At 55.2% G+C, this 20,032-nt stretch carries 15 protein-coding genes and 1 pseudogene; 15 read left to right on the top strand and 1 reads right to left on the bottom strand.

Annotated features, from left to right (window positions below; genetic code table 11):
• Positions 1–159: 159 nt before the first annotated feature.
• The 6 genes from DIE23_RS32760 to DIE23_RS40900 all read left to right on the top strand — a co-directional run bounded on the left by DIE23_RS32760 (position 160) and on the right by DIE23_RS40900 (position 6,418).
• The gene (locus DIE23_RS32760; RefSeq protein ID WP_124616187.1) at positions 160–1,182 is read left to right on the top strand and encodes a D-cysteine desulfhydrase family protein; all 1,023 of its coding nucleotides are present in this window, start codon (positions 160–162) and stop codon (positions 1,180–1,182) included.
• Between the two features lie 338 nt (positions 1,183–1,520).
• Positions 1,521–3,296, top strand: coding sequence for a gamma-glutamyltransferase (ggt, locus tag DIE23_RS32755; protein WP_124616185.1), 1,776 nt, complete (start codon positions 1,521–1,523; stop codon positions 3,294–3,296).
• Positions 3,297–3,599: 303 nt separating this feature from the next.
• Positions 3,600–4,907, top strand: a complete 1,308-nt coding sequence (locus DIE23_RS32750; protein ID WP_124616184.1) for a dicarboxylate/amino acid:cation symporter — start codon at positions 3,600–3,602, stop codon at positions 4,905–4,907.
• 186 nt (positions 4,908–5,093) lie between these two features.
• Positions 5,094–5,330 carry a hypothetical protein gene (locus tag DIE23_RS40910; RefSeq protein WP_409364265.1) on the top strand — a complete coding sequence of 79 codons (237 nt, stop codon included), beginning with the start codon at positions 5,094–5,096 and terminating at the stop codon, positions 5,328–5,330.
• A gap of 188 nt (positions 5,331–5,518) precedes the next feature.
• Complete coding sequence (locus DIE23_RS40905; RefSeq protein WP_409364264.1) at positions 5,519–6,103, top strand: APC family permease; 585 nt, start codon at positions 5,519–5,521, stop codon at positions 6,101–6,103.
• Positions 6,104–6,181: 78 nt separating this feature from the next.
• Positions 6,182–6,418, top strand: coding sequence for an amino acid permease C-terminal domain-containing protein (locus tag DIE23_RS40900; RefSeq protein WP_409364263.1), 237 nt, complete (start codon positions 6,182–6,184; stop codon positions 6,416–6,418).
• 788 nt (positions 6,419–7,206) lie between these two features.
• Here DIE23_RS40900 and DIE23_RS32740 read toward each other — a convergent pair.
• Positions 7,207–7,816: pseudogene (locus DIE23_RS32740) on the bottom strand (transposase).
• 367 nt (positions 7,817–8,183) lie between these two features.
• Here DIE23_RS32740 and DIE23_RS32735 point away from each other — a divergent pair.
• The 9 genes from DIE23_RS32735 (at position 8,184) to DIE23_RS32695 (ending at position 19,562) form a co-directional block, all read left to right on the top strand.
• Positions 8,184–9,329, top strand: a complete 1,146-nt coding sequence (locus DIE23_RS32735) for a porin (RefSeq protein WP_124616182.1) — start codon at positions 8,184–8,186, stop codon at positions 9,327–9,329.
• A gap of 169 nt (positions 9,330–9,498) precedes the next feature.
• A complete protein-coding gene (locus DIE23_RS32730; protein ID WP_185646583.1) occupies positions 9,499–9,930 on the top strand; it encodes a tyrosine-protein phosphatase in 432 nt (143 codons plus the stop codon).
• A gap of 762 nt (positions 9,931–10,692) precedes the next feature.
• On the top strand, positions 10,693–11,682 hold the full coding sequence (locus DIE23_RS32725) for a thiamine pyrophosphate-dependent dehydrogenase E1 component subunit alpha (protein ID WP_124616177.1): 990 nt from the start codon (positions 10,693–10,695) through the stop codon (positions 11,680–11,682).
• Positions 11,679–12,662, top strand: coding sequence for an alpha-ketoacid dehydrogenase subunit beta (locus DIE23_RS32720; protein ID WP_124616175.1), 984 nt, complete (start codon positions 11,679–11,681; stop codon positions 12,660–12,662). Before DIE23_RS32725 ends, DIE23_RS32720 begins: the two co-directional genes overlap by 4 nt.
• Positions 12,663–12,696: 34 nt before the next feature.
• Positions 12,697–12,927: a biotin/lipoyl-containing protein gene (locus DIE23_RS32715; protein ID WP_124616173.1), complete on the top strand. Its 231-nt coding sequence runs from the start codon at positions 12,697–12,699 to the stop codon at positions 12,925–12,927.
• 13 nt (positions 12,928–12,940) lie between these two features.
• Positions 12,941–13,705, top strand: coding sequence for a 2-oxo acid dehydrogenase subunit E2 (locus tag DIE23_RS32710; RefSeq protein ID WP_124616171.1), 765 nt, complete (start codon positions 12,941–12,943; stop codon positions 13,703–13,705).
• A gap of 996 nt (positions 13,706–14,701) precedes the next feature.
• On the top strand, positions 14,702–15,841 hold the full coding sequence (locus DIE23_RS32705) for a YCF48-related protein (protein WP_260436274.1): 1,140 nt from the start codon (positions 14,702–14,704) through the stop codon (positions 15,839–15,841).
• A 25-nt stretch (positions 15,842–15,866) separates the two neighbouring features.
• Positions 15,867–18,302, top strand: coding sequence for an RND family transporter (locus DIE23_RS32700; protein WP_221623368.1), 2,436 nt, complete (start codon positions 15,867–15,869; stop codon positions 18,300–18,302).
• Positions 18,303–18,407: 105 nt separating this feature from the next.
• Positions 18,408–19,562: an IS110 family transposase gene (locus DIE23_RS32695; protein ID WP_124616168.1), complete on the top strand. Its 1,155-nt coding sequence runs from the start codon at positions 18,408–18,410 to the stop codon at positions 19,560–19,562.
• Positions 19,563–20,032: the final 470 nt, after the last annotated feature.

Raw genomic sequence — 20,032 nt, 5'->3', positions numbered from 1 at the left:
CACTAGCGGTTTTTTTGTCGCGGCACTGGGCACGGGCGGGATTCGCCTGAATATGCTCGATTCTTGCGTTCCCTTTCACGGATGTGTACCCGGTCGACTAGTCGTCATCGAAAAGGTCACCGCTAAATATTTCGTAGTACTTATTAAGTGGACGACCGGATGACATTGTTGAGAAGGGCGCTACAGAGCTTCGGCCGCGTAAAGCTGATGGCGGGGCCGACACCAATCCAGCGTTTGCGGCGACTTGAGGACGCGTTGCAAACTGAAGCCGCGATTTATGTCAAGCGTGACGATTTGATGGGGATCGGGGGAGGCGGCAACAAGTTGCGGAAACTTGAATTCCTGTTGGGAGATGCATTGTATCGAGGATGCGACAGCTTCATCACGACGGGCGGTATTCAATCGAATCATGCGCGGCTCAGTGCTGCGGCTGCCGCACACGCGGGGATAGCCTGTGAGCTAGTTCTCACGCATACCGTAAAACGAGACGACGAAGACTATTTGTGCAGCGGCAATATATTTCTAGACCGATTGTTTGGCGCGCAAGTCCACGAACGGCCGGGTGATGTCGACGCCCTGGTAGTGGCCACAAAGCGTGCTGACGAACTCAGGGTTGCCGGTCGGAAGCCATATGTGGTCGGTTTGGGCGGTTCCTCGCCAATCGGCTGTCTCGGATATGCCGCTTGCGCTGCGGAAATACTGGAGCAAGAGGTCGAATCAAATACGATTTTTACCGACATCGTCATTCCGAGCGGGAGTTTCGGTACCCATGCTGGTTTGGTGGCAGGGCTGGCCTTGGCAAGACGCGATCCGGCGCGAGTTCACGCCTACACAGTGTTGGCGCCGCGCCACGTGGCTCATCCTAAGACGGTGGAGTTGGCGCAGGTGACGCTTGCGCTGCTTGGCTCGAACTCCTTGGTAGTGCCCGCGTCGGTCCGGATCGATGAAAGCCAGCGTGGGGCGGGCTACGGCATTGTGACCGACGCAATGATCGAGGCGGTAACCCTCATGGCCCGAACGGAAGGATTGTTGCTGGACCCCGTCTATAGCGGCAAGGCTTTTGCAGGCGTTATTCATGCGGTTCAAACCGGAGATCTGATGAAGGGGAGTTCAGTTCTATTCCTGATGACTGGCGGCACTCCTGGCCTGTTTGCCTATCGGCGTAGTTTTTCTGATCGCTGATTCATTCCGTTTCCGACTGGCTCAAAGGGAGCGCCCCGTTCCGTATATGTGATGGATTTTGCCGCTCCACGACGCCGCCGCCGAACGAGAAATGCTGAACTGGTCGAGAAGATGACGCGAACCGTTCTAACAGTGCCCCCTTCGTTATCGCTGATTGGGCCGCTCGCCTTCGCCTATTGCTATTTGAATTGGAAGTAATTAGAGGGGTTGCGTTTGTGAAAAGGTTTTCGTGTTTCCTTGATGCCGGAAATTGATTTCACTCTATATCGGGCGTGAGAGTGATACATACGAAAGATAAAAAATATAAATGATGTGTGAATAGGTAATTGGAGGATGATATGAATGTGAGACTCAGTTGTAAGTGTGTATTTCTTGCTGTTGCCACAATCTGTGGCGCGAACTCTGGTGGCTCATTGGCCGCGTCGCAGCCAGCTGTGGAAGCACGTCATGGAATGGTTGTGACGTCGCAACATCTCGCGTCGCAGGTCGGTGTCGACATCATGAAAATGGGTGGCAATGCGATTGACGCTGCAGTGGCAGTCGGCTACGCACAAGCGGTTGTCAATCCGTGCTGCGGAAACATTGGTGGCGGTGGGTTCATGACTATCCATCTCGCTGATGGTACCGACAAATTCATCAACTTCCGCGAGACTGCTCCTGCAGCCGCAAGCGTGAATATGTATCTTGACGCGGCGGGCAACGTGAAAAAGGATGCGAGTTTGTATGGTTATCTCGCGGTAGGCGTTCCCGGAACAGTCATGGGGTTGGATCTCGCTGAGCGCAAGTATGGCAAGCTGACTCGAAAGCAGGTTATGGCTCCCGCGATCAAGCTTGCACGCGAAGGCTTTGTACTGACGCGTGCAGACACCGACATTCTCGACACCACGGTTCAGCACTTTAAGGATGATCCGGAAGCGGCGCGCATTTTCCTTCGGCCTGACGGCACACCGTTGCAACCAGGCGACCGACTCGTTCAGAAGGACCTAGCGCATACATTGGAGGATATCGCCGCCAAGGGTCCTGAGGCGTTTTATCACGGGCGTATCCCCGAGGCGGTAGAAGCCGCGTCAAAGCAGCATGGCGGAATCATCACTGCGGCAGATTTTGCGGCATACAAGGCCAATGAAACTGATCCGCTGTCTTGCACGTATCGAGGCTACAGATTCATCTCTGCGCCGCCGCCGAGTTCAGGCGGAACGACAATGTGCGAGACCCTGAATATCCTTGAGGGATATGACATGCATGCAATGGGTTTCCATTCGAAACAGGCAATCCACTACATGGCGGAGGCGATGCGGCAGGCGTACGTTGATCGCAATACGTACTTGGGAGATCCCACATTTGTGAAGAATCCCCTCGATAAGCTGCTGAGCAAGACCTATGCCGCCGAGATTCGCGAACGGATTGCAACGGCTAGAGCGACTCCCTCGCAGGAGGTGCATGCCGGTATCGGAACGGGGGAGAGGCCAGAAACTACGCATTACTCAATTGTCGATGCCGCTGGCAATGCCGTGTCGACAACTTATACGGTTAACGGGCGATTTGGCGCCGTCGTCATCGCACCTGGAACGGGGTTCTTTCTCAATGACGAGATGGACGATTTCTCCGTAAAGGCAGGTGCGCAGAATATGTACGGACTTGTGCAGGGCACGACAAACGGAATCGAAGCGGGCAAGCGACCGCTGTCATCGATGACGCCGACGATTGTCACCAAGAACGGAAAGGTGTTCCTCGTGATTGGCTCGCCGGGCGGCTCGCGCATTATCACGATCACGCTGGAGACCGCGCTCAACGTCATCGACTACGGAATGACGCCACAAGAGGCTGTCGACGCACCGCGAATTCATCATCAGTGGTTGCCGGATGAGATCTATTACGAAACCTACGGCTTATCGCCCGATACGCTGAATTTGCTGAAGGACGCCGGCTACAAGATGGTTGAACAGACGCCGTGGGGTGCGGCTGAGGTGATCATGGTCGGTCTTCCGGATGTCAATGGTGTCGTAGCTCCGTCGTCCGGAAACGATTCGGCGGTGTCGGGGAAGGTCCGGGTAGGATTCATATATGGCGCGAACGACGCACGTCGTCCTGCAGGTAACGCGGTCGGCTACTGACCGCCCAATTCGAAGCTGCTGAATCGGTGCATGTGCGGACGAGTGGGTTCCATCCATTACCGCGGCCCACAGGCGCGCGATCTCCTCAAATATCTGACTTGGATGTCGGCAAGTCAGGTCGGGTAGAGGTATAGCGCGCTTGTTCGGCATTTCTTCAAGAAAACGATATTTTCTGATGTCGACGCTGACAAGCATCTATTCGTCGACGTCGGATCTTGTTTACCCGCATGGTGGTTCCATGGCACACCTGGAATGCACCCGTTTCATTCTCTGTAGGTGTGTGCAGGATATGGAGACTTCAAGATGAACAAGAAGCTACCCGCGGCCGCGTGGATCCTGATCGCGATGGTGGTCGGTATCCTCATCGGCTACATGATCTATACGGGGCTTCCCGATAAGAGGGCCGCCACAGAGATTGCCGGATACATTTCCCTCATCACGGATGTGTTTTTGCGCCTGATCAAGATGGTTATTGGTCCACTCGTGTTCTCCACGCTGGTTGTCGGCATCGCCCACATGGGCGATGCATCCGCCGTCGGACGGGTATTCGCGAAGGCTCTTTGCTGGTTTGTCACTGCGTCGTTAGTATCGCTGCTGCTGGGGCTGTTGATGGCGAATCTTCTCAAGCCAGGCGCGAACCTTGGACTGCCTCTACCCGAAATCGGTGCGTCGGCGAATCTTGCGACGTCGAAATTCACGCTGAAAGAGTTCGTCGGTCACATGGTGCCTAAGTCATTTGCGGAAGCAATGGCGAACAACGAGATCCTGCAGATTGTCGTGTTCTCGATGTTCTTTGGCGTCGCGCTTTCAGCGCTTGGCGACAAGGGCAAGATCCTCGTCGCAGCGATCGACCAGCTGTCGCACGTGATGCTCAAGATCACGGGCTATGTCATGAAGCTCGCGCCGCTCGCGGTGCTGGCTGCGATGGCGGCTACTGTCGCGGTCAATGGACTGTCGATTCTACTGAAGTTCGCGGTTTTTATGCGTGACTTCTACGTCAGCTTGTTTCTGCTCTGGGCGGTACTCGTGGGCGCCGGGTTGCTGTTCCTCGGATTCCGAGTGTTCAAGTTGCTGGCGCTAATTAAGGAAGCTTTCATTCTGTCGTTCGCGACGGCAAGCTCCGAAGCCGCGTATCCGAAAATCCTGGACGCACTTGACCGCTTTGGAGTACGGAGAAAAATCTCCAGCTTTGTGATGCCGATGGGTTATTCATTCAATCTGGACGGTTCGATGATGTACTGCACGTTTGCTTCGCTGTTCATCGCGCAGGCGTATGACATTCATCTGTCACTCGGAACCCAGATCACGATGCTGCTGATTCTCATGCTCACGTCAAAAGGGATGGCTGGGGTGCCTCGCGCATCGCTTGTCGTTATCGCCGCCACGTTGCACCAGTTCGATATCCCCGAGGCAGGACTGCTGCTGATTCTCGGCGTCGACACGTTCCTCGACATGGGGCGCTCGGCCACCAACGCAGTGGGCAATTCAATTGCGAGCGCTGTGGTCGCAAAGTGGGAGGGTGGCCTGATGTCGGAGTCTGAAGCAGCGGAAAACGCGAAGCTGTCGGATGCGGAGCTCGAGGTGTCTCTCGCGCATCCGGCCCACAGCTGACGGAGGATTCGCCTGGCGACGTCGTGGTCCATGCCTAGCCTGTCATGGTGCGTCTGAGTTCAGGCGTTTGCCCGCACCTATTGGCTCCCGCCGCAGTGGTCAGGGGGGGAATATCCGCCGATATCGGTTGCTTTTAGCCCCGAAGACCAGACTGCGCCATCAAATCAGAATAATTGGAGGAGTTGGATGAGCTTGTTCAGAACAGAGGACTTGACGACGATGGCTGCCGCTAGTCATGCTCCCGAAGGCTTGAAGAAAGTACTCGGGCCATTCGATCTAATTCTGATGGGAAGGGGCGCTCTTACCGCCGGTCCTGCGCTGAGCAAATCGATTGTCATCGCAGCCTTGGTCCGTGGATTTGCGGCCCTGTGCTTTGCGGAGTTCGCATCGTCGGTGCCGGTGGCCGGTTCGATCTACACCTAGAGTTATGCCACGATGGGCGAGCTTGTCGCTTGGATGATCGGTTGGGACTCGATGCCCGAATTTGGTCTTGTGAGTTCTGCGGTGTCAGCGGGTTGGTCAGGATACTTCCAATCGCTCCTCGGCGGATTCGGGCTACACCTGGCCACTAAACTGTCAGCGGCGCCGGGTGAAATTTCAGGCGTAGATGCTTGGTCAACCTGCCGGCGTTCGTCGCCATGCTGGTGCTCACCGCACTGCTGTTGCTCGGCGGGCGTGAATCAGCCCGACTCAACAATGCGATGATTGGGTTGAAGATCGGCATTGTGCTGTTGTTCATTCTGTGCAGTGCGCACCGCGTTCAACCAGTGAACTGGCATCCGCTTACGCCCTTCGGCTACTCGGGTGTGTTCAGCGCAGCGACACTCGTGTTCTTTGCGCTCATCGGATCCGATGCGGTCACGTCAGCAGCCGAGGAAGTGAAACGGCCCGCGCGCAATCTGCCGATCGGCATCGGCGGATCGCTGGCGGTTTGCATAGTACTGTATGTCGCGGTGTCGGCCATCATGACCGGCATCGCCTCGGTATCGATCGACCCGTGTCCCTTGCACTGCAATACGCAGGTGAAGGTAGCCGGTTTCGGCTATCTCGGTGCGATTCTCGGCATGACAACCGTCATTCTCGTGTTGACATATGGTCAGCGCGTATTGTCATTGCAATGTTCCGAGAAGGGCCATCTGCCGAAGCGTCTGTCGCGTGTTCATTCGACTCTCGGTACACCGTTCTTCGCAACCTGAATCGTTGAGATCTTGTTTGGGTTGGCCGCAGATGTTTGACCGACTAACGTTCTGATCGAACTCATCAGCATCGGAACGTTGGCGGCGTTCCACCTGTTTTCAATCGCCGTCATCATTCTACGGAAGACGCGCCTGGATCTGCCTCGTGCATTCCGCTGTCCGACTGTGCCGCTCGTGCCGATGCTTGCGATCGCGTTCTGCGTCGCGCGGGCCATTTTTCTTCAAGCCACCACCTGGATCGCAATTCTGGATTGGCTCGTGATCGGACTCATCCTGTACTTCGCGTACGCGCGGCGTCGCTCGCTACTCAACTGAGGCTACTCATCCGCTCAATTCATCGAAATATACACTTCCGGAATTAGGCGCCCTCAACAGAAACTGTTTCGTGGTGCAAGTATGCATATGAGAGGTTGATGTTCTAGTCCGTACGGAAATGCAAATATCGCGTTGGGCACGTATATCGCTGTAGGAGAAGTATGGCGGGGTCTTTGGCGAGGCGGTTAGGGTTATTGCTATCATCTGGTTTCGATGGATATGGTAGTGTTGCATACGACAATTCGGTGATGCCTTAAGCGATGCTCCTCATGGAGACGGACATGAAGTCGCGGATGCATGTGCTTGGACCTTCGGGAAAGCCGCCTGGTTATTCGAGCGAGGGTGTTTCAAGCGCGGGACCTGGATCTCGCCGGGGGGGCAATGTTGGGTTGATTGTGCGATTGGGGGCATAGTTTTGCTCAGAGATCGGGTTCAAGAGGCGCCAATCTCGAACGGACACAAATCGAAGTGCGAAATCTTGCAATCCGATAGATTTCATGACGAGCGAGCACATGTCTCACGAAACGGCTTGCAACGCTATCTATATTCAGTCGCACCGCTGGTTGCGCCACGAACTAATCGACTTTGTGGGCCAGAAGTGCAGTAAGCGTTTGTCGCACTCGCGCAGCGACGACCGGCGTCGGCATCTCCACGAAGATTCCGATCTGTCTGTCTACTTTCAAGAGGACCTCGACACCATTGCCGACATGCTCAAAACGCGGCTGCTTGGCACGCTGACTGTCACACACCGTAGGATCTTTTCACATTCTCACCAGCGTCCCGAATGCTCAAGCAAGCGATGCAAAAGCAAGGTAGTTGCCCGAGAGCTTTTCGTAAAGAGTGGCACAAGACGAAAATTTTTGATTCGCTTGAAGAAGCGCTCGACGATGTTTCGAGGCCGGCGCAGCACTCGGCTATTTCGACACTTGGTTGTTCGATTCGAGCGAGGCGGGATGACAACCTTCGTGCCAACCGCGCGGCATCGACGGCCGGAAGCAGATCGGTCGTCAGTCCGCCTCGCGAGCGATCGAGCGCTTGTGGATCGTTTTCCGTCGAGCACCGCATGAATACTGGTGCACGCGCACGATGGTCGTGTCGATCAACACATGCTCGATCTTGGTCTGTCCGGCCGCGGCGCGGGTCACGCTCTCCCACACTGCATTGTGACGCCATCCGGAAAAGCGCATGTACACCGTTTGCTATCGTCTGAATTTCAGCGGTAGATCGAGCCATGGGCAACCGTTTCGGCCAACCCAAAGAACCGCTTCAATAAACGAGCGATTGTCGGCCGGCATTCGCCCCAGATCACCTCGACAATATGGATTCGATTCGTGCCCATAGCTCGTCGCTCGGGAATATGCAAATCGTCTTGGTGTGCTCGCGCGAAATACAAGGCATAGACATATTTCACCGAATGTAAGCAACCCATAGAAACCATTGGTAGACCTTGTTTTTCCACATCGATCAGTCTTCCGTTCAGTAAGTCGCGGTGTGTTGAATTTGACTTTCGAATAAGCAGTGGCGCGACAGATAAGATGGTGGCGGGGCTTGCCTGGTCTGATTCTGAGTAAATCTGGTTGCCGGAGCGACCTTTCATTTTGTGTCGATATAAGTGTTATTAATCGGTGGTGCTGTGCGTGAGAAAATTAATGGGCTTAATAAATATCACTACAAATGAGAAATAATATCATGTGTTTGGGTGATATGCGGTTGGCTGTTTATGTTGGGGTAGGGAATTTATAATATAAGTTCTGGAGATCGTCAAATGAAGAAATCGATTCTTGCGATCACGTCGTTCTGTGTGTTTGGCGCAAGTGTTCATGCGCAAAGTAGTGTTTCATTATATGGAATTGTCGACGCAGGTATTTTGTACGTCAACAATCAGGGTCATCGGTCTTTGTTGCAGGCTGCCAGCGGAAATCAACAAGGGCCGCGCTGGGGTTTTAAGATGGTCGAAGACCTTGGCGGTGGATTGAGCGTCATTTCGCAATTGGAAAACGGCTTCAATATTATGAATGGCGCCCTCAGTCAGGGTGGTCGAGAATTTGGTCGTCAAGCCTGGGTTGGATTGTCATCCAAGCGATTCGGTATGCTCTCAATGGGGCGCCAGTACAATCCGATGCAGGATTTTCTGGCGCCGCTTCAGATTGCCGCGAGCACGAACATTGCTGGATTCGGGGCGCATCCTTTGGATAATGACAATCTCAATAATACGTTTCGGACTGACAACAGCATAAAGTACGCGACCCGTGTATATTCCGGATTTCAGGCTGAGGCAATGTACGCATTTTCGAATTCTACAAATTTTTCCCGGAACCGGTCCTATAGCCTTGGTGCCAGTTTCACGGGTGGTAATGTGCAGTTCGCGGCAGGTTACGTACGTCTTGATGCTGCTGCTTTTAAGGGGGATTCAAATGGTGCTATACCTGCGGATAATTTTTATAACTCCTCCGCTGCGGCAGCGCTTGCGACAGCGGCGTCGGTCCAGCAATGGGGCGGAGGTGGTACTTATGTCCTTGGGCCGGCTACGCTTGGCCTGATGTACACCCGTACGGTGTTTAAACGACCTATGACTGGCTCGCTTTTTTCCGGTGCCACCGGCAACGGCGGCGGGACTGGCAGTCTGGGATTTCAAAACATCGAGGGTAGCGTTCGCTATTCGTTCACCCCGTTCCTGCTGGGTGTGGTCGCACAGGCATACACACACGCAACACAGGGTTCGAGTTCGGGCAATTATTGGCAGACGAGCGCGGGTGTGCATTACTTTCTTTCGAAGCGCACCAACTTTTATGCGGACGCATTCTACCAGTTCGCATCGAATCGCCTAAATGCTTGGATTCCTTTCACTGGTGCACCGTCCTCGACGCGATCACAAATCGCGGCGGTGGCCGGTATCCGTCAATTGTTCTAAGAGCTATAGGAACCTCCCTAGGTGGGGCGTTTTCTTTAAATGGGCGTCCCGCCTGCATGCTTAAAGAATTCAGGAAAACTATCCATTACGCTATCGTTTTGCACCGAGCGCACTATTGCTGCTGAGGCAGCGGGAGAGATATCAATTCTTGATGACAGAATTCGGTTGGATGGAACGCCGAATCTCCGAGAGTTTTGTAACTTCACTCTTGTGGATGTTTTTACGTTTAGCGAGCTGTGATGGTCTAACCGTGGTCATTAACTGCACGGCTGGAAAGGGCCGAACGGAAGCATTGGCAGCTTTGATCCTTCTGATACTGGACGTATTTCGCGAGGACGCCTTCACAGACCACATATTCACCGAAAACTTCACTGAATTCTCGACACTCGATGCGCGTATTCCGGACTTGCTGGCCCGCATGTCAAGGGCCGAACCCAGTCCGGGGTTGGTGTCGGAGTTAGCTGCCGCCCGAACCTCATATCTCGACGCGGTCCTTTCCGCGATCGGCGATGAGTATGGTCCACTAGAGGTCTGTCTGACGGCAACTGGCATCGATTCCGAGATGATTGAAACGAGAGGCTCACGTTTGCTGGAAGGGTAACTCGGCGGTTGCCGCATGCCGGTCACGCGTCACGTCGCATTTCGACAGCGGTGTTCACTAAGCGACGTGTGCGACTCGCATCTATGGTGGTTGATGCAGACGGAAGCAAACCGTGATGCGTCAAGGGGCTGCTTCTCGATGAAGGTAGTTTGGACAATGGTCACTATGGCGCGGAGCTTGCGGCGCGCGATGCCAATTGTAGTGTTGCTGCCAGCGAGCCACGGCTTCGTTACGTTGATCGGAGCTTTGCCTGAGCCGAATCTTGTCCCCACTTTGCAGTGGGTTTTCTCCTATGTCTTCGATAAGCTCCGAATAGTCGAGAGCCCAAGTGTCAGTGAGGGGGGCGGACACTGCTCTACAACTCCGCGTTGCTCCTTTTTTAGCGGTACCGCAACAAGTTCAACCACATGGACGTGGTGGCTGAGACGAAAGCTCATAGCACCTAGCGCGGCAAGATTAAAACGTAAGGTAACGTACGAGGTGAGATCAATCCACTCGCCATATGCAGCGCTCGGCATCTCAACACGATGGCACGAATAGTTCGATTGCGTATTCGGGAAAACCCTCGAAAAAAATCACCTGCAAAGTGTGGACAACACGCATATTTGGCCGCTAGCATACGATATGAATCAAGATAGAGCGTTGCTCGGTGCGTCGGCCCAGGACATTTGCTGCCGCCCGTGCTGTTGCTCAATGTTCGAACGCCGATGTGTTAAGCATCGACGACGACGACCCTCAAAAGGCTCGAGCAAAGGAGACCGTATGGCCGATTCTATGACATACCCAAGCGGTGAGACGCTGCTGGAGATATATCGCCGCGCGACGCTGATCAAACAAAATGACGAGCGCTTTCGGTCGGTGATCAAATCAGGCCAACTCGTGATGCCGTACTACTCGCCGCGTGGTCAAGAGATCATTCCGGCTGCTACTTCCGTTCACTTGACGGATGAAGACACGATCTGCACGATCTATCGAGGCATCCATGACATGTTGGCGAAAGGCGTGCCGCCCAAGCGGCTGTGGGCCGAGTTGGCCGGCAAGATAACTGGTACGTCCAAAGGCAAGGGCGGGCCGATGCATGTCACTGATCCGTCGCATGGCGTTATGGTCACGACCGGCATTGTTGGCAGTAGCATGCCGATTGCTAACGGCTTGGCATTGGCGGCACAGGTGCGCGGTAGTCAGGCCGTCTCGATCGCTTATTTCGGCGATGGTGCCAGCAATATCGGTGCCTTCCACGAAGCACTGAATATGGCGTCGTTGTGGAAACTGCCAGTGGTCTTCATTTGCCAGAACAATGGATACGCTGAGCACACGAAGTATGAGCTGGGCACGTCCGTGAGCAGCATCGCGGATCGTGCGGCTGGCTACGGCATGCCTGGCGTCCAAGTCGACGGTAACGACCCTTTAGCTATGTGGCAGGCCGCGGGCGAGGCCATCGCACGCGCTCGAGCGGCACAAGGTCCGACACTGATCGAGGCGATGACCTTCCGCTTCTTTGGTCACATCTTCGGAGATGCGGACAACTACATGGACAAGGCCGAAAAGGCAGCACGCATGGCGAACGATCCTGTACCCAAATTGCGTGCCGAGTTGATCAGCCATGGCCACGCTAGCGAGGCTGATCTGGTCGCGATGGAGGCCTCAATCGAGAAGGAGATTGATGAGGCGCTTCAATTTGCACTGGATAGCCCATATCCGGAAGTGGCCGAGCTGCGCCGTGATGTGTATGCCGAGGAGTTGACCGCATGAGCACCAAGATCAATCTGATTCAAGCTGTGAACATGGCGCTGGACGACGCGCTGGCATCCGACGCAAGCGTTCTGGTCTTCGGCGAAGACGTCGCCGACGACCAGGAGGGCGGTGTGCTCGGCGTCACCAAAGGGCTGTCGACCAAGTATGGCAACGCGCGTGTACGCTCCACGCCAATTTCTGAGCAAGCCATCATCGGTGCAGCCATTGGGGCGGCGATTGCCGGTATGAAACCGGTGGCCGAAATCATGCTCATGAATTTCACGGCTGTGGCGATGGATATGATCGTGAACCATGCTGCCAAGCTGCGTTTCATGTCGGGTGGTCAGACGCACGTACCGATGGTGATTCGCACGATGACCGGCGCGGGGTTCAGCACAGGTGGGCAACATGCCGACTTCCTGGAGGCTTGGTTTTGTCACACAGCCGGCCTGAAGGTCGTGATTCCTTCCACTCCTGCCGATGCCTACGGCCTCATGCTTTCGTGTATCGACGATCCGGACCCATGTTTGTTTATCGAAAACCTGCCGCTGTATTACGCACCGGGCGCGGTACCGGAGCGCGGCGTTCGGATTCCGCTGGGTCAGGCCAAAGTCGTGCGAGAAGGTAGTGACGTTTCGGTAATCACATACAGCCGTCAGGTATTTGACGCCCTGGCAGTGGCCGAAAAGCTTGCCACGGAAGGTATTAGCGTTGAGGTGCTGGACTTGCGCACGATTTCGCCGCTGGACGAAAAGTCCATCTTCGCTTCGGTATCGAAGACGGGGCGTGCGGTCATCGTACATGAAGGTACCAGGAACTTTGGGGTGGGCGCGGAAGTTTCCGCGCGTATTCATGAGTCGCTGCACGGTCAACTCCGCGCCCCGGTCCAGCGCCTTGGTTCGGCTTTTTGTGCAGTACCGTTCTCTAAGCCGTTGGAGACGGCCTTCGTGCCAAGTCAAAGTCAGATCGAGGCAGCAATTCGTCAAACGTTGGCCTAAACCTATTTGAAATCACTTTTACAGGGGTTCTCTTTTGGCTACTGAAATTCTCTTTCCCAAGATCGGTTTTTCTATGGAAGAGGGTACGTTGGCAGAATGGCTCGTACCTGACGGTGCAAGCGTATCCTCAGGTCAACCGCTGTATGTGCTAGAAAGCGATAAATCGGCGCAAGAAGTCGAGTCGCCGGGCACGGGTACCCTAAAGATCATCGCGGAGACCGGGCAGGTATATAAGGTCGGCGATGTGCTCGGCGAAATTGTCTGACGAGGCCTCCTGTATGGATGATCGCAGCAGCACGCCCCCGGCCAAACCATCGTTGCCAGCGTGGCCAACGGTGGACTTTCGGGAATTTGGCGAGATCGGCGAAACCGTTCCACTGTCACGCATCCAGAAGCTTGCCGCTGGCTATCTCTCGCGTAACTGGAGCACTATCCCCCACGTTACGCATCAGGACGAAATTGACATTACCGACGTCGATGCCGCGCGTCGGCAATTGTCCGAACAGGCAGGTCAAAAGCTCACGCTGCTGCCTTTTCTGATGAAGGCGCTGGCTGGATTACTCGCTCGCTACCCGCGGTTCAACGCTTCGCTGGACGCGAGTAGCGAGAATCTTATCTACAAAAAGTATTTTCACGTTGGGGTGGCTGTAGACACGCCAAATGGCTTGGTCGTCGCAGTGGTTCGCGACTGCAACAAGAAAAATCTTGTGGAACTTGCGCAGGAGATCGAGGCGCTAGCCCAAAAGGCGCGTGGTCGTGGGTTACCCATGAACGATATGGTTGGCGGATGCATGACAATTTCGTCGCTCGGCCATATCGGCGGCACATCGTTTACGCCAATCATCAACGCGCCGGAATTGGCAATTCTCGGGGTGACCCGCGCGCAATGGAAGCCTTTCAGGGGGGAGGGGGGCACCGTGCAGTGGCGTTTGGTATTGCCGGTGTCGTTGAGCTACGACCATCGGGTGATCAATGGCGCCGACGCTGCACGATTCACTGCGGATCTCGGGCAGGTTCTTGCCGATTGGCGAGCGTTGCAGTGATAGGGCCACACGGTGGTGGTACCGATCAGGCAAAATCCCGGAGGGCTTGCTTGAGCGGGAATCTTCCTGATTGTCAGAGATTTTGTCGATCGTGCATTCGACGGTAGCTCACTAGTCGTCTTACCGGAAAATTTGCTGCTGGAAAATTACACACTCGGAACATAATTGCGCCTCGACCGAAAGCGATTGAGGTGGCGCGAAAGTGTCAAGCCAGCCGTTAGCGCTCGGCTTTCGCGTCGCGGCGCACTCCCCCGGTGTCAGCGCAAATGTCCTCTAAGGGAAAGGGGGGGCAAGTCAATCTTGGGTTATAGGTTGGCCCTGCAGCTTCCCGCCGCCCGCACAATCGAGGCCGTCCAAAAGCTTAGGGCCGGGTATGCTGAATCTGGCGCTTCCTTGCATCTGCGTCGTCGCGGGGCGAAGGTCGGCGACCGTAAAGCTGAGACACTTCTCGATAGGAGCGAGTTCGCTGACTGGTGAGGTTCGTCAGTGCTGTCGGACGTACCTCGACAATCTCGCTAGAGTCATCGCCGCATCGCACTGAACAACACCCTCCAATATTGCACGTTCGCACCTGGCGAGCGCCTTGTCCCGTGCCTTCTCTTACGAGAAGGCACCGGGCGAGACGCGAGAATGGTATGAATGCATGCCATTCCTCTCTCTGCGGGGCCATCGAAGCGCTGTGGTTGTTATGAACAAATACGGCTGCCTGCAAAAAATTCTCGAGAAGGATCTGGCGCCAAAGCGCCGGTACGGTCCCTTTGGTTGACTATCGCTCGCTCGCTATTGGGGCGTTTAGGACGCGAAACGGACATTGACTACATGAGTATCATATGCCAGCATACAGTCTGGAGACGCGAGACGGTGCGGAGACCTGAGTTAAACGCAACATCCGCATTTTGGGTCAACGAAAGTACGCGCATCGATACGGTATTCGACATCGTTACTTCCAATAAGACCCTCTCGAAAGTGCATATAGAACCAAGGAGGAGGCGTGCCGTGTCAATCTTAAAAGGCGTGCGTGAATTTTCTCGATACGGATCTGGTCATGTTGTGAGGCGTATTTATTTCGGAGTGCTGCTGTCACTCATTCTAGCGACGCCGCCGGCACACGCGTTTCAGTCGCCAGTCGAGACTCCGGCATTGCCAAGCACACTATCTGCACATTCGCCGCTCCTGGGTGTGGCGCGCGCAGGGCAACGCATCGTTGCGGTTGGGCTCCGTGGAAACGTTGTGCTGTCCGACGACGATGGAAGGACCTGGAGGCAAGCAAGCGTGCCGGTCAGTGAGGATCTGGTTGCTGTTTCATTTCCAACGCCGAAGCAGGGATGGGCCGTGGGGCACGGTGGCGTCATTATTCATACTAGTGATGGTGGAGCGACATGGGTTAGGCAGATGGATGGCAGGCGGCTCTCGGCGCTCGCGGTCAGCTATTACCAAGCAATTGCCTCCTCAAGGCCTTCTGCGGAAGTTGAGCGCGCTTACGAACAGGCCAAGGCGCTGTCAACGGACGGAAGTACGCAGGCGATGCTCGACGTGTATTTCGAGAGCAGCACTACCGGTTATGTAGTTGGCGCTTTCAATCGCATATTTCGCACCGAAGATGGTGGAGAGACTTGGACGCCTTGGATGGAGCGGACGAATAACCCGCGCGAGTTCCATTTCTACTCGGTGCGCGGAGAAAGCGGACACATCGTGCTGACGGGCGAGCAAGGGATGGTCTGGGTGCTCAATCAGGCGCATCAGATTTTTGAGCCGAAGCCAACCACATACAAGGGAACGCTATTTGGCTCGCTAAGATCAGGCGACAACAGCTTCGTGTACGGCATGAGGGGAAGTTTGTTTCGCAGTGCAGACAATGGCAAGACTTGGGAGAAAATTGGACTACCGAGTGAGGCAGGTATCACCGGCGGAATTTCGCTTGGAAATGGTGGCGTGCTTCTAGTCAATCAGGCGGGGATTGCTCTGATAAGCCGTGATGGAGGGAAGAGCTTTCACTCCGTCGTGCTGTCGCGACCAATGTCCTACTTTGGAGTAAGCGAGGATCCCGACGGCAAGGTTGCGCTGGTGGGTTCTGAGGGAATACGGGTGGAACGCTTGCCGCAGCCTCTTGGTCGCAAGCCCGCGGCACAGAATTGAATGAATCCGGCAAGGAGGTTTTACCATGATGGCGATGGAACAATCGGAAATTATGGATGTGATTTCCGATCCTAAGGAATTCGACCAGAAATCCGGAAATATTCTGGAAAGGTTGATTTTCAACAATCGACTGTGGGTGATAACTGGCTGTATATTTCTCACGGTATTGTTCGCGATGCAATTGCCGAAACTGGTCGTTAGCGCCAGTTACGATTCGATGCTGCCGCGTGGTCAATCCTATATCAAGAATTTCTTGGAAAACCGACGCGAGTTGCGGGGGTTGGGCGACACCGTGCGGATCGCAGTGGAGAACCCGCGGGGCGACATCTTTGACCCCGCATATCTTGACGCTTTGGGCAAAATTAACGATGAGGTTTTTTTACTGCCTGGGGTGAATCGCACCTGGATGAAGTCGATTTTCAGCCCGGTCGTACGCTGGACAGAGGTAACCGAAGAGGGTTTTGCTGGCGGCCCTGTTCTGCCCGACAAGTTCAATGGATCAGCGGCGTCGATCGACCAGTTGCGTATCAACATCGCACGGGCCGGATTGGTGGGTAGCCTGGTGGCCAACGACTATAAATCGAGCATGATTGTTGTTCCACTTTTGGCGGCAGATTCTCAAGGAAAACCGGTCGACTATCAAGCGTTATCTTCCGCACTGGAGAATATTCGAGCAAAATACAGCAAGACTGGGGCTGACGGAAAATCTGTTGTTCGAATTCATATCGTCGGATTTGCCAAATTGGTGGGCGATCTGATCGGCGGTCTAGCGAAGGTCATGTACTTTTTTCTTGCTGCTGCTGCTATCGCAAGTATCATTATTTATCTGTTCACGCGTTGTGCACGCAGCACGATTCTTGTGGTCGTGTGCTCACTTATCGCCGTCGTATGGCAACTTGGCATAGTTGCTATTCTGGAAATCAGTATCGATCCGTTTTCTATCCTGGTGCCGTTTCTGGTGTTTGCCATTGGCGTATCCCATGGTGCACAGAAGATGAATGGCATTATGCTGGATGTGGGGCGCGGAACTCATCGGTGGGTGGCAGCTCGCTATACCTATCGTCGCCTATTCCTCGCCGGTATGACCGCCTTGATTGCTGACGCAGTAGGATTTGCTGTCCTAACTATTATAGATATTCCAATTATTCGAGAGCTTGCAATTACGGCTAGTCTCGGCGTTGGAATTCTGATCTTCACGAACCTCATTTTGCTGCCTGTGTTGCTTTCATATGTAGGTGTCAGCAAGTCGGCGGCGAAGCGTTCGCTTCGGCAGGACATGAAGGAGGCAGGCGGTAAGGGAGCTGGACATATTTGGAACTTTCTCGATCGATTTACCGAAAAGCCGTGGGCGATTGGGGCAGTTGTCGTAGCAATAGTTCTCGCAGTCGTTGGCTATGCCGGTAGCCTAGGTCTGAAGGTGGGCGACCTTGACCCTGGCGCTCCGGAGCTGCGACCGAATTCTCGCTATAATTTGGATAATGCATTCCTCACCGGCCACTATGGCGTATCGAGCGACGAGTTTGCAGTTATGGTGAAGACGTCGTCGAACAAATGTAGCTCTTACGAGAATCTTATCGAGACCGATCGATTGGCGTGGACTCTCGCTCAGGTGCCTGGCGTTCAACGGACGGTGTCGCTCGCCGACACGGTGCGTTCTTATACGATGGGATCGTTCGAAGGAAACCCGAAATGGATGACGATTAGCGAGAGTCAGGGACTTATTGATCCACAGATCAACAGTGCGTTGGGATGGAATTCCGAGTATCTAAACGAGGATTGCTCGTTGATTCCTGTAATTGCTTACTTGTCGGATCATAGAGCGGAGACGCTGAATCGAGTTACTAACGCTGCCGGTGCTTTCGCCGCAAAGCACGATACGGCGGACCGCAAGTTTATGCTCGCGGCAGGGAGTGCGGGGGTGGCGGCTGCGACGAACATTGTTGTTAAGCAGGCCAACCGTACAATGTTGCTTTATGTATATGGTGCGGTGATCTTGCTTTGTGCGATTACATTCCGGAGTTGGCGTGCGATAGTTGTGGCGGTACTCCCGTTGGCTTTGACTTCTCTTCTCGCGGAAGCCGTTATGGCTGGCCTTGGAGTTGGTGTAAAAGTCGCAACTCTGCCGGTCGTGGCGCTTGGGGTGGGTATCGGTGTCGATTACGCTCTCTATCTCCTCAGTGTCCAGCTTGCGTATCAACGGCGTGGCGCTACCTTGAAACAAGCATACAAAGTCGCCGTCGGATTTACTGGAAAGGTTGTGGGTCTAGTGGGTGTGACGCTTGCTGCAGGCGTGGTGACTTGGGCTTGGTCTCCAATTAAGTTTCAGGCGGACATGGGCATCTTGCTTACATTTATGTTCCTCTGGAACATGGTAAGCGCACTTGTACTCATTCCAGCGCTGTCATACTTCCTGCTAAGGAATGTTGGCCATCGAAAATTGTCTGGAGCAGTTAGTTTGTAAGGGGGGGGCTATGTCCTTCGTCAAGCGTTAGATCCTATGAAGCGAAGGCCTCGACAAGCTGACGCCTAAAATTGGCGTGCTGGGGTTTGCTCAGAGGAGAACATCATGCGTACCGATCAGGTGTACACGGGTAGTGGTGACGAACTGGTGCTGGCAGTGTCGCTGGAACTGGCAGCGGCCAAATGGAAAGTCGCGCTTCACGACGGTCGGCGCGAGAAGCCGTCCGTGCACACGGTCGCACAGCCGCAGGCCGCGACGCGTCTGCAGGCAGTGCTGGACCTGATCGACGCGCACAAAGAGAAGTGGTCGTTGCCGGCAGACGTACGGATCGCCATGAGCTATGAGGCTGGGCAAGACGCGTTCTGGATCTGTCGCGCGCTGCATTCCCGACACATCGACTGCTACGTTGTCGATCCGGCCAGCATTCCGGTCGAACGCCATCAGCGACGCGCCGAGACCGACCGGCTCGATGTCATCAAGCTCGTCTTCAACCTGCGTGCGTGGCTGCGCGGCGAGCGCGACCGCATGCACGTGGTGCGCGTGCCGTCGCCGCAGGATGAGGCATCGCGCCAATTGATGCGCGAGCGCGGGCAATTGCAGAAGGAAGTCTTGCAGCACCGCGACCGGATGCGCAAGCTGCTGGCCACGCTCGGCTGCTGGGATGCGGTCGATCATCGGGCCTTCGCCGGCCGGCTCGAGCGCGACGAGGTGCGCTGCCACGACGGCGCGCCGCTGCCGCCGGAATTGCGGAAGCGGCTGCTGCGCGAGTGCGAACGGCTGGCACTTGTCGAACAGCAACTTGCGGCGCTGGAGAAGACACGACAGACGAACGTACCAGCACTCGCGCGCCAGCGTTGCGATGCGCTGGCGCGTCTGCAGGGGATTGGCGAAATAGGCGCGTCACGCCTCGCCCTCGAGCTGTTCTGGCGGGACTTCAACAACCGCCGTGAAGTCGGCGCGTGCGTCGGGCTGGTGCCGCAGCCCTACGACAGTGGTGAAAGCCAGGTCGATCAAGGCATCAGCAAACAGGGCAACCGGCGGGTGCGCGCGTTATTGGTCGAGATGGCGTGGACCTGGCTGCGTTACCAGCCCGGCAGCGCGCTGACGCAGTGGTTCAACCAACGCACCCAGGGCACGGGACCGAACCGGCGCGCTCGGCGCATTGCGATCGTCGCGGTGGCGCGACGTCTTGCGATTGCGCTGTGGCGCTACCTGAAGGACGGGTCAATCCCTGAAGGCGCGCAACTGAAGCCAGTGTGACCAACGAGATATCGCAAGAAGGCAATCACGCCCCCGCGAAACGGACGTATGACGGTTTGAAGGGAACATGCCCGTTCAGCCCCTGGGTTAATGACGTAACCGATGTTTTAGATGGGGCATGCTCCCGGAAAAGATTCCGGCGTAACGCGCATACAGGATAAGGCTGGCGACACACCAGCGGATAGAAGGTGGTGAGATGCTGGTTCGTCTCACGAGCGCAACGGCGACTTCAGACCAGACGCACGCAGACACGTGAATATGCTGGCAAATGCGATCTTGACAGCGGCTCGCTCATAGAAGGGGCTGACTTGGGTTGGTAAATGGTGCCGTCGCGCGGCATGGCGAACAGGACGTCGCAGCGTCGCCGTGCCAGCGCAATGAGCGCTTGCTTGGTAGTCGACCATGAACAATCGTGAGCGCCTTATGTGGCGTGGTTCCGAACGCCAAATGAGGTTGTGAGAATTGCAGGG

Origin of the sequence: Burkholderia sp. Bp9143 (assembly GCF_003853645.1) — a bacterium.
GTDB lineage: Bacteria > Pseudomonadota > Gammaproteobacteria > Burkholderiales > Burkholderiaceae > Burkholderia.
Note: the sequence above shows the minus strand (reverse complement) of the source record. Positions and strands in the feature narration are given on the sequence as shown.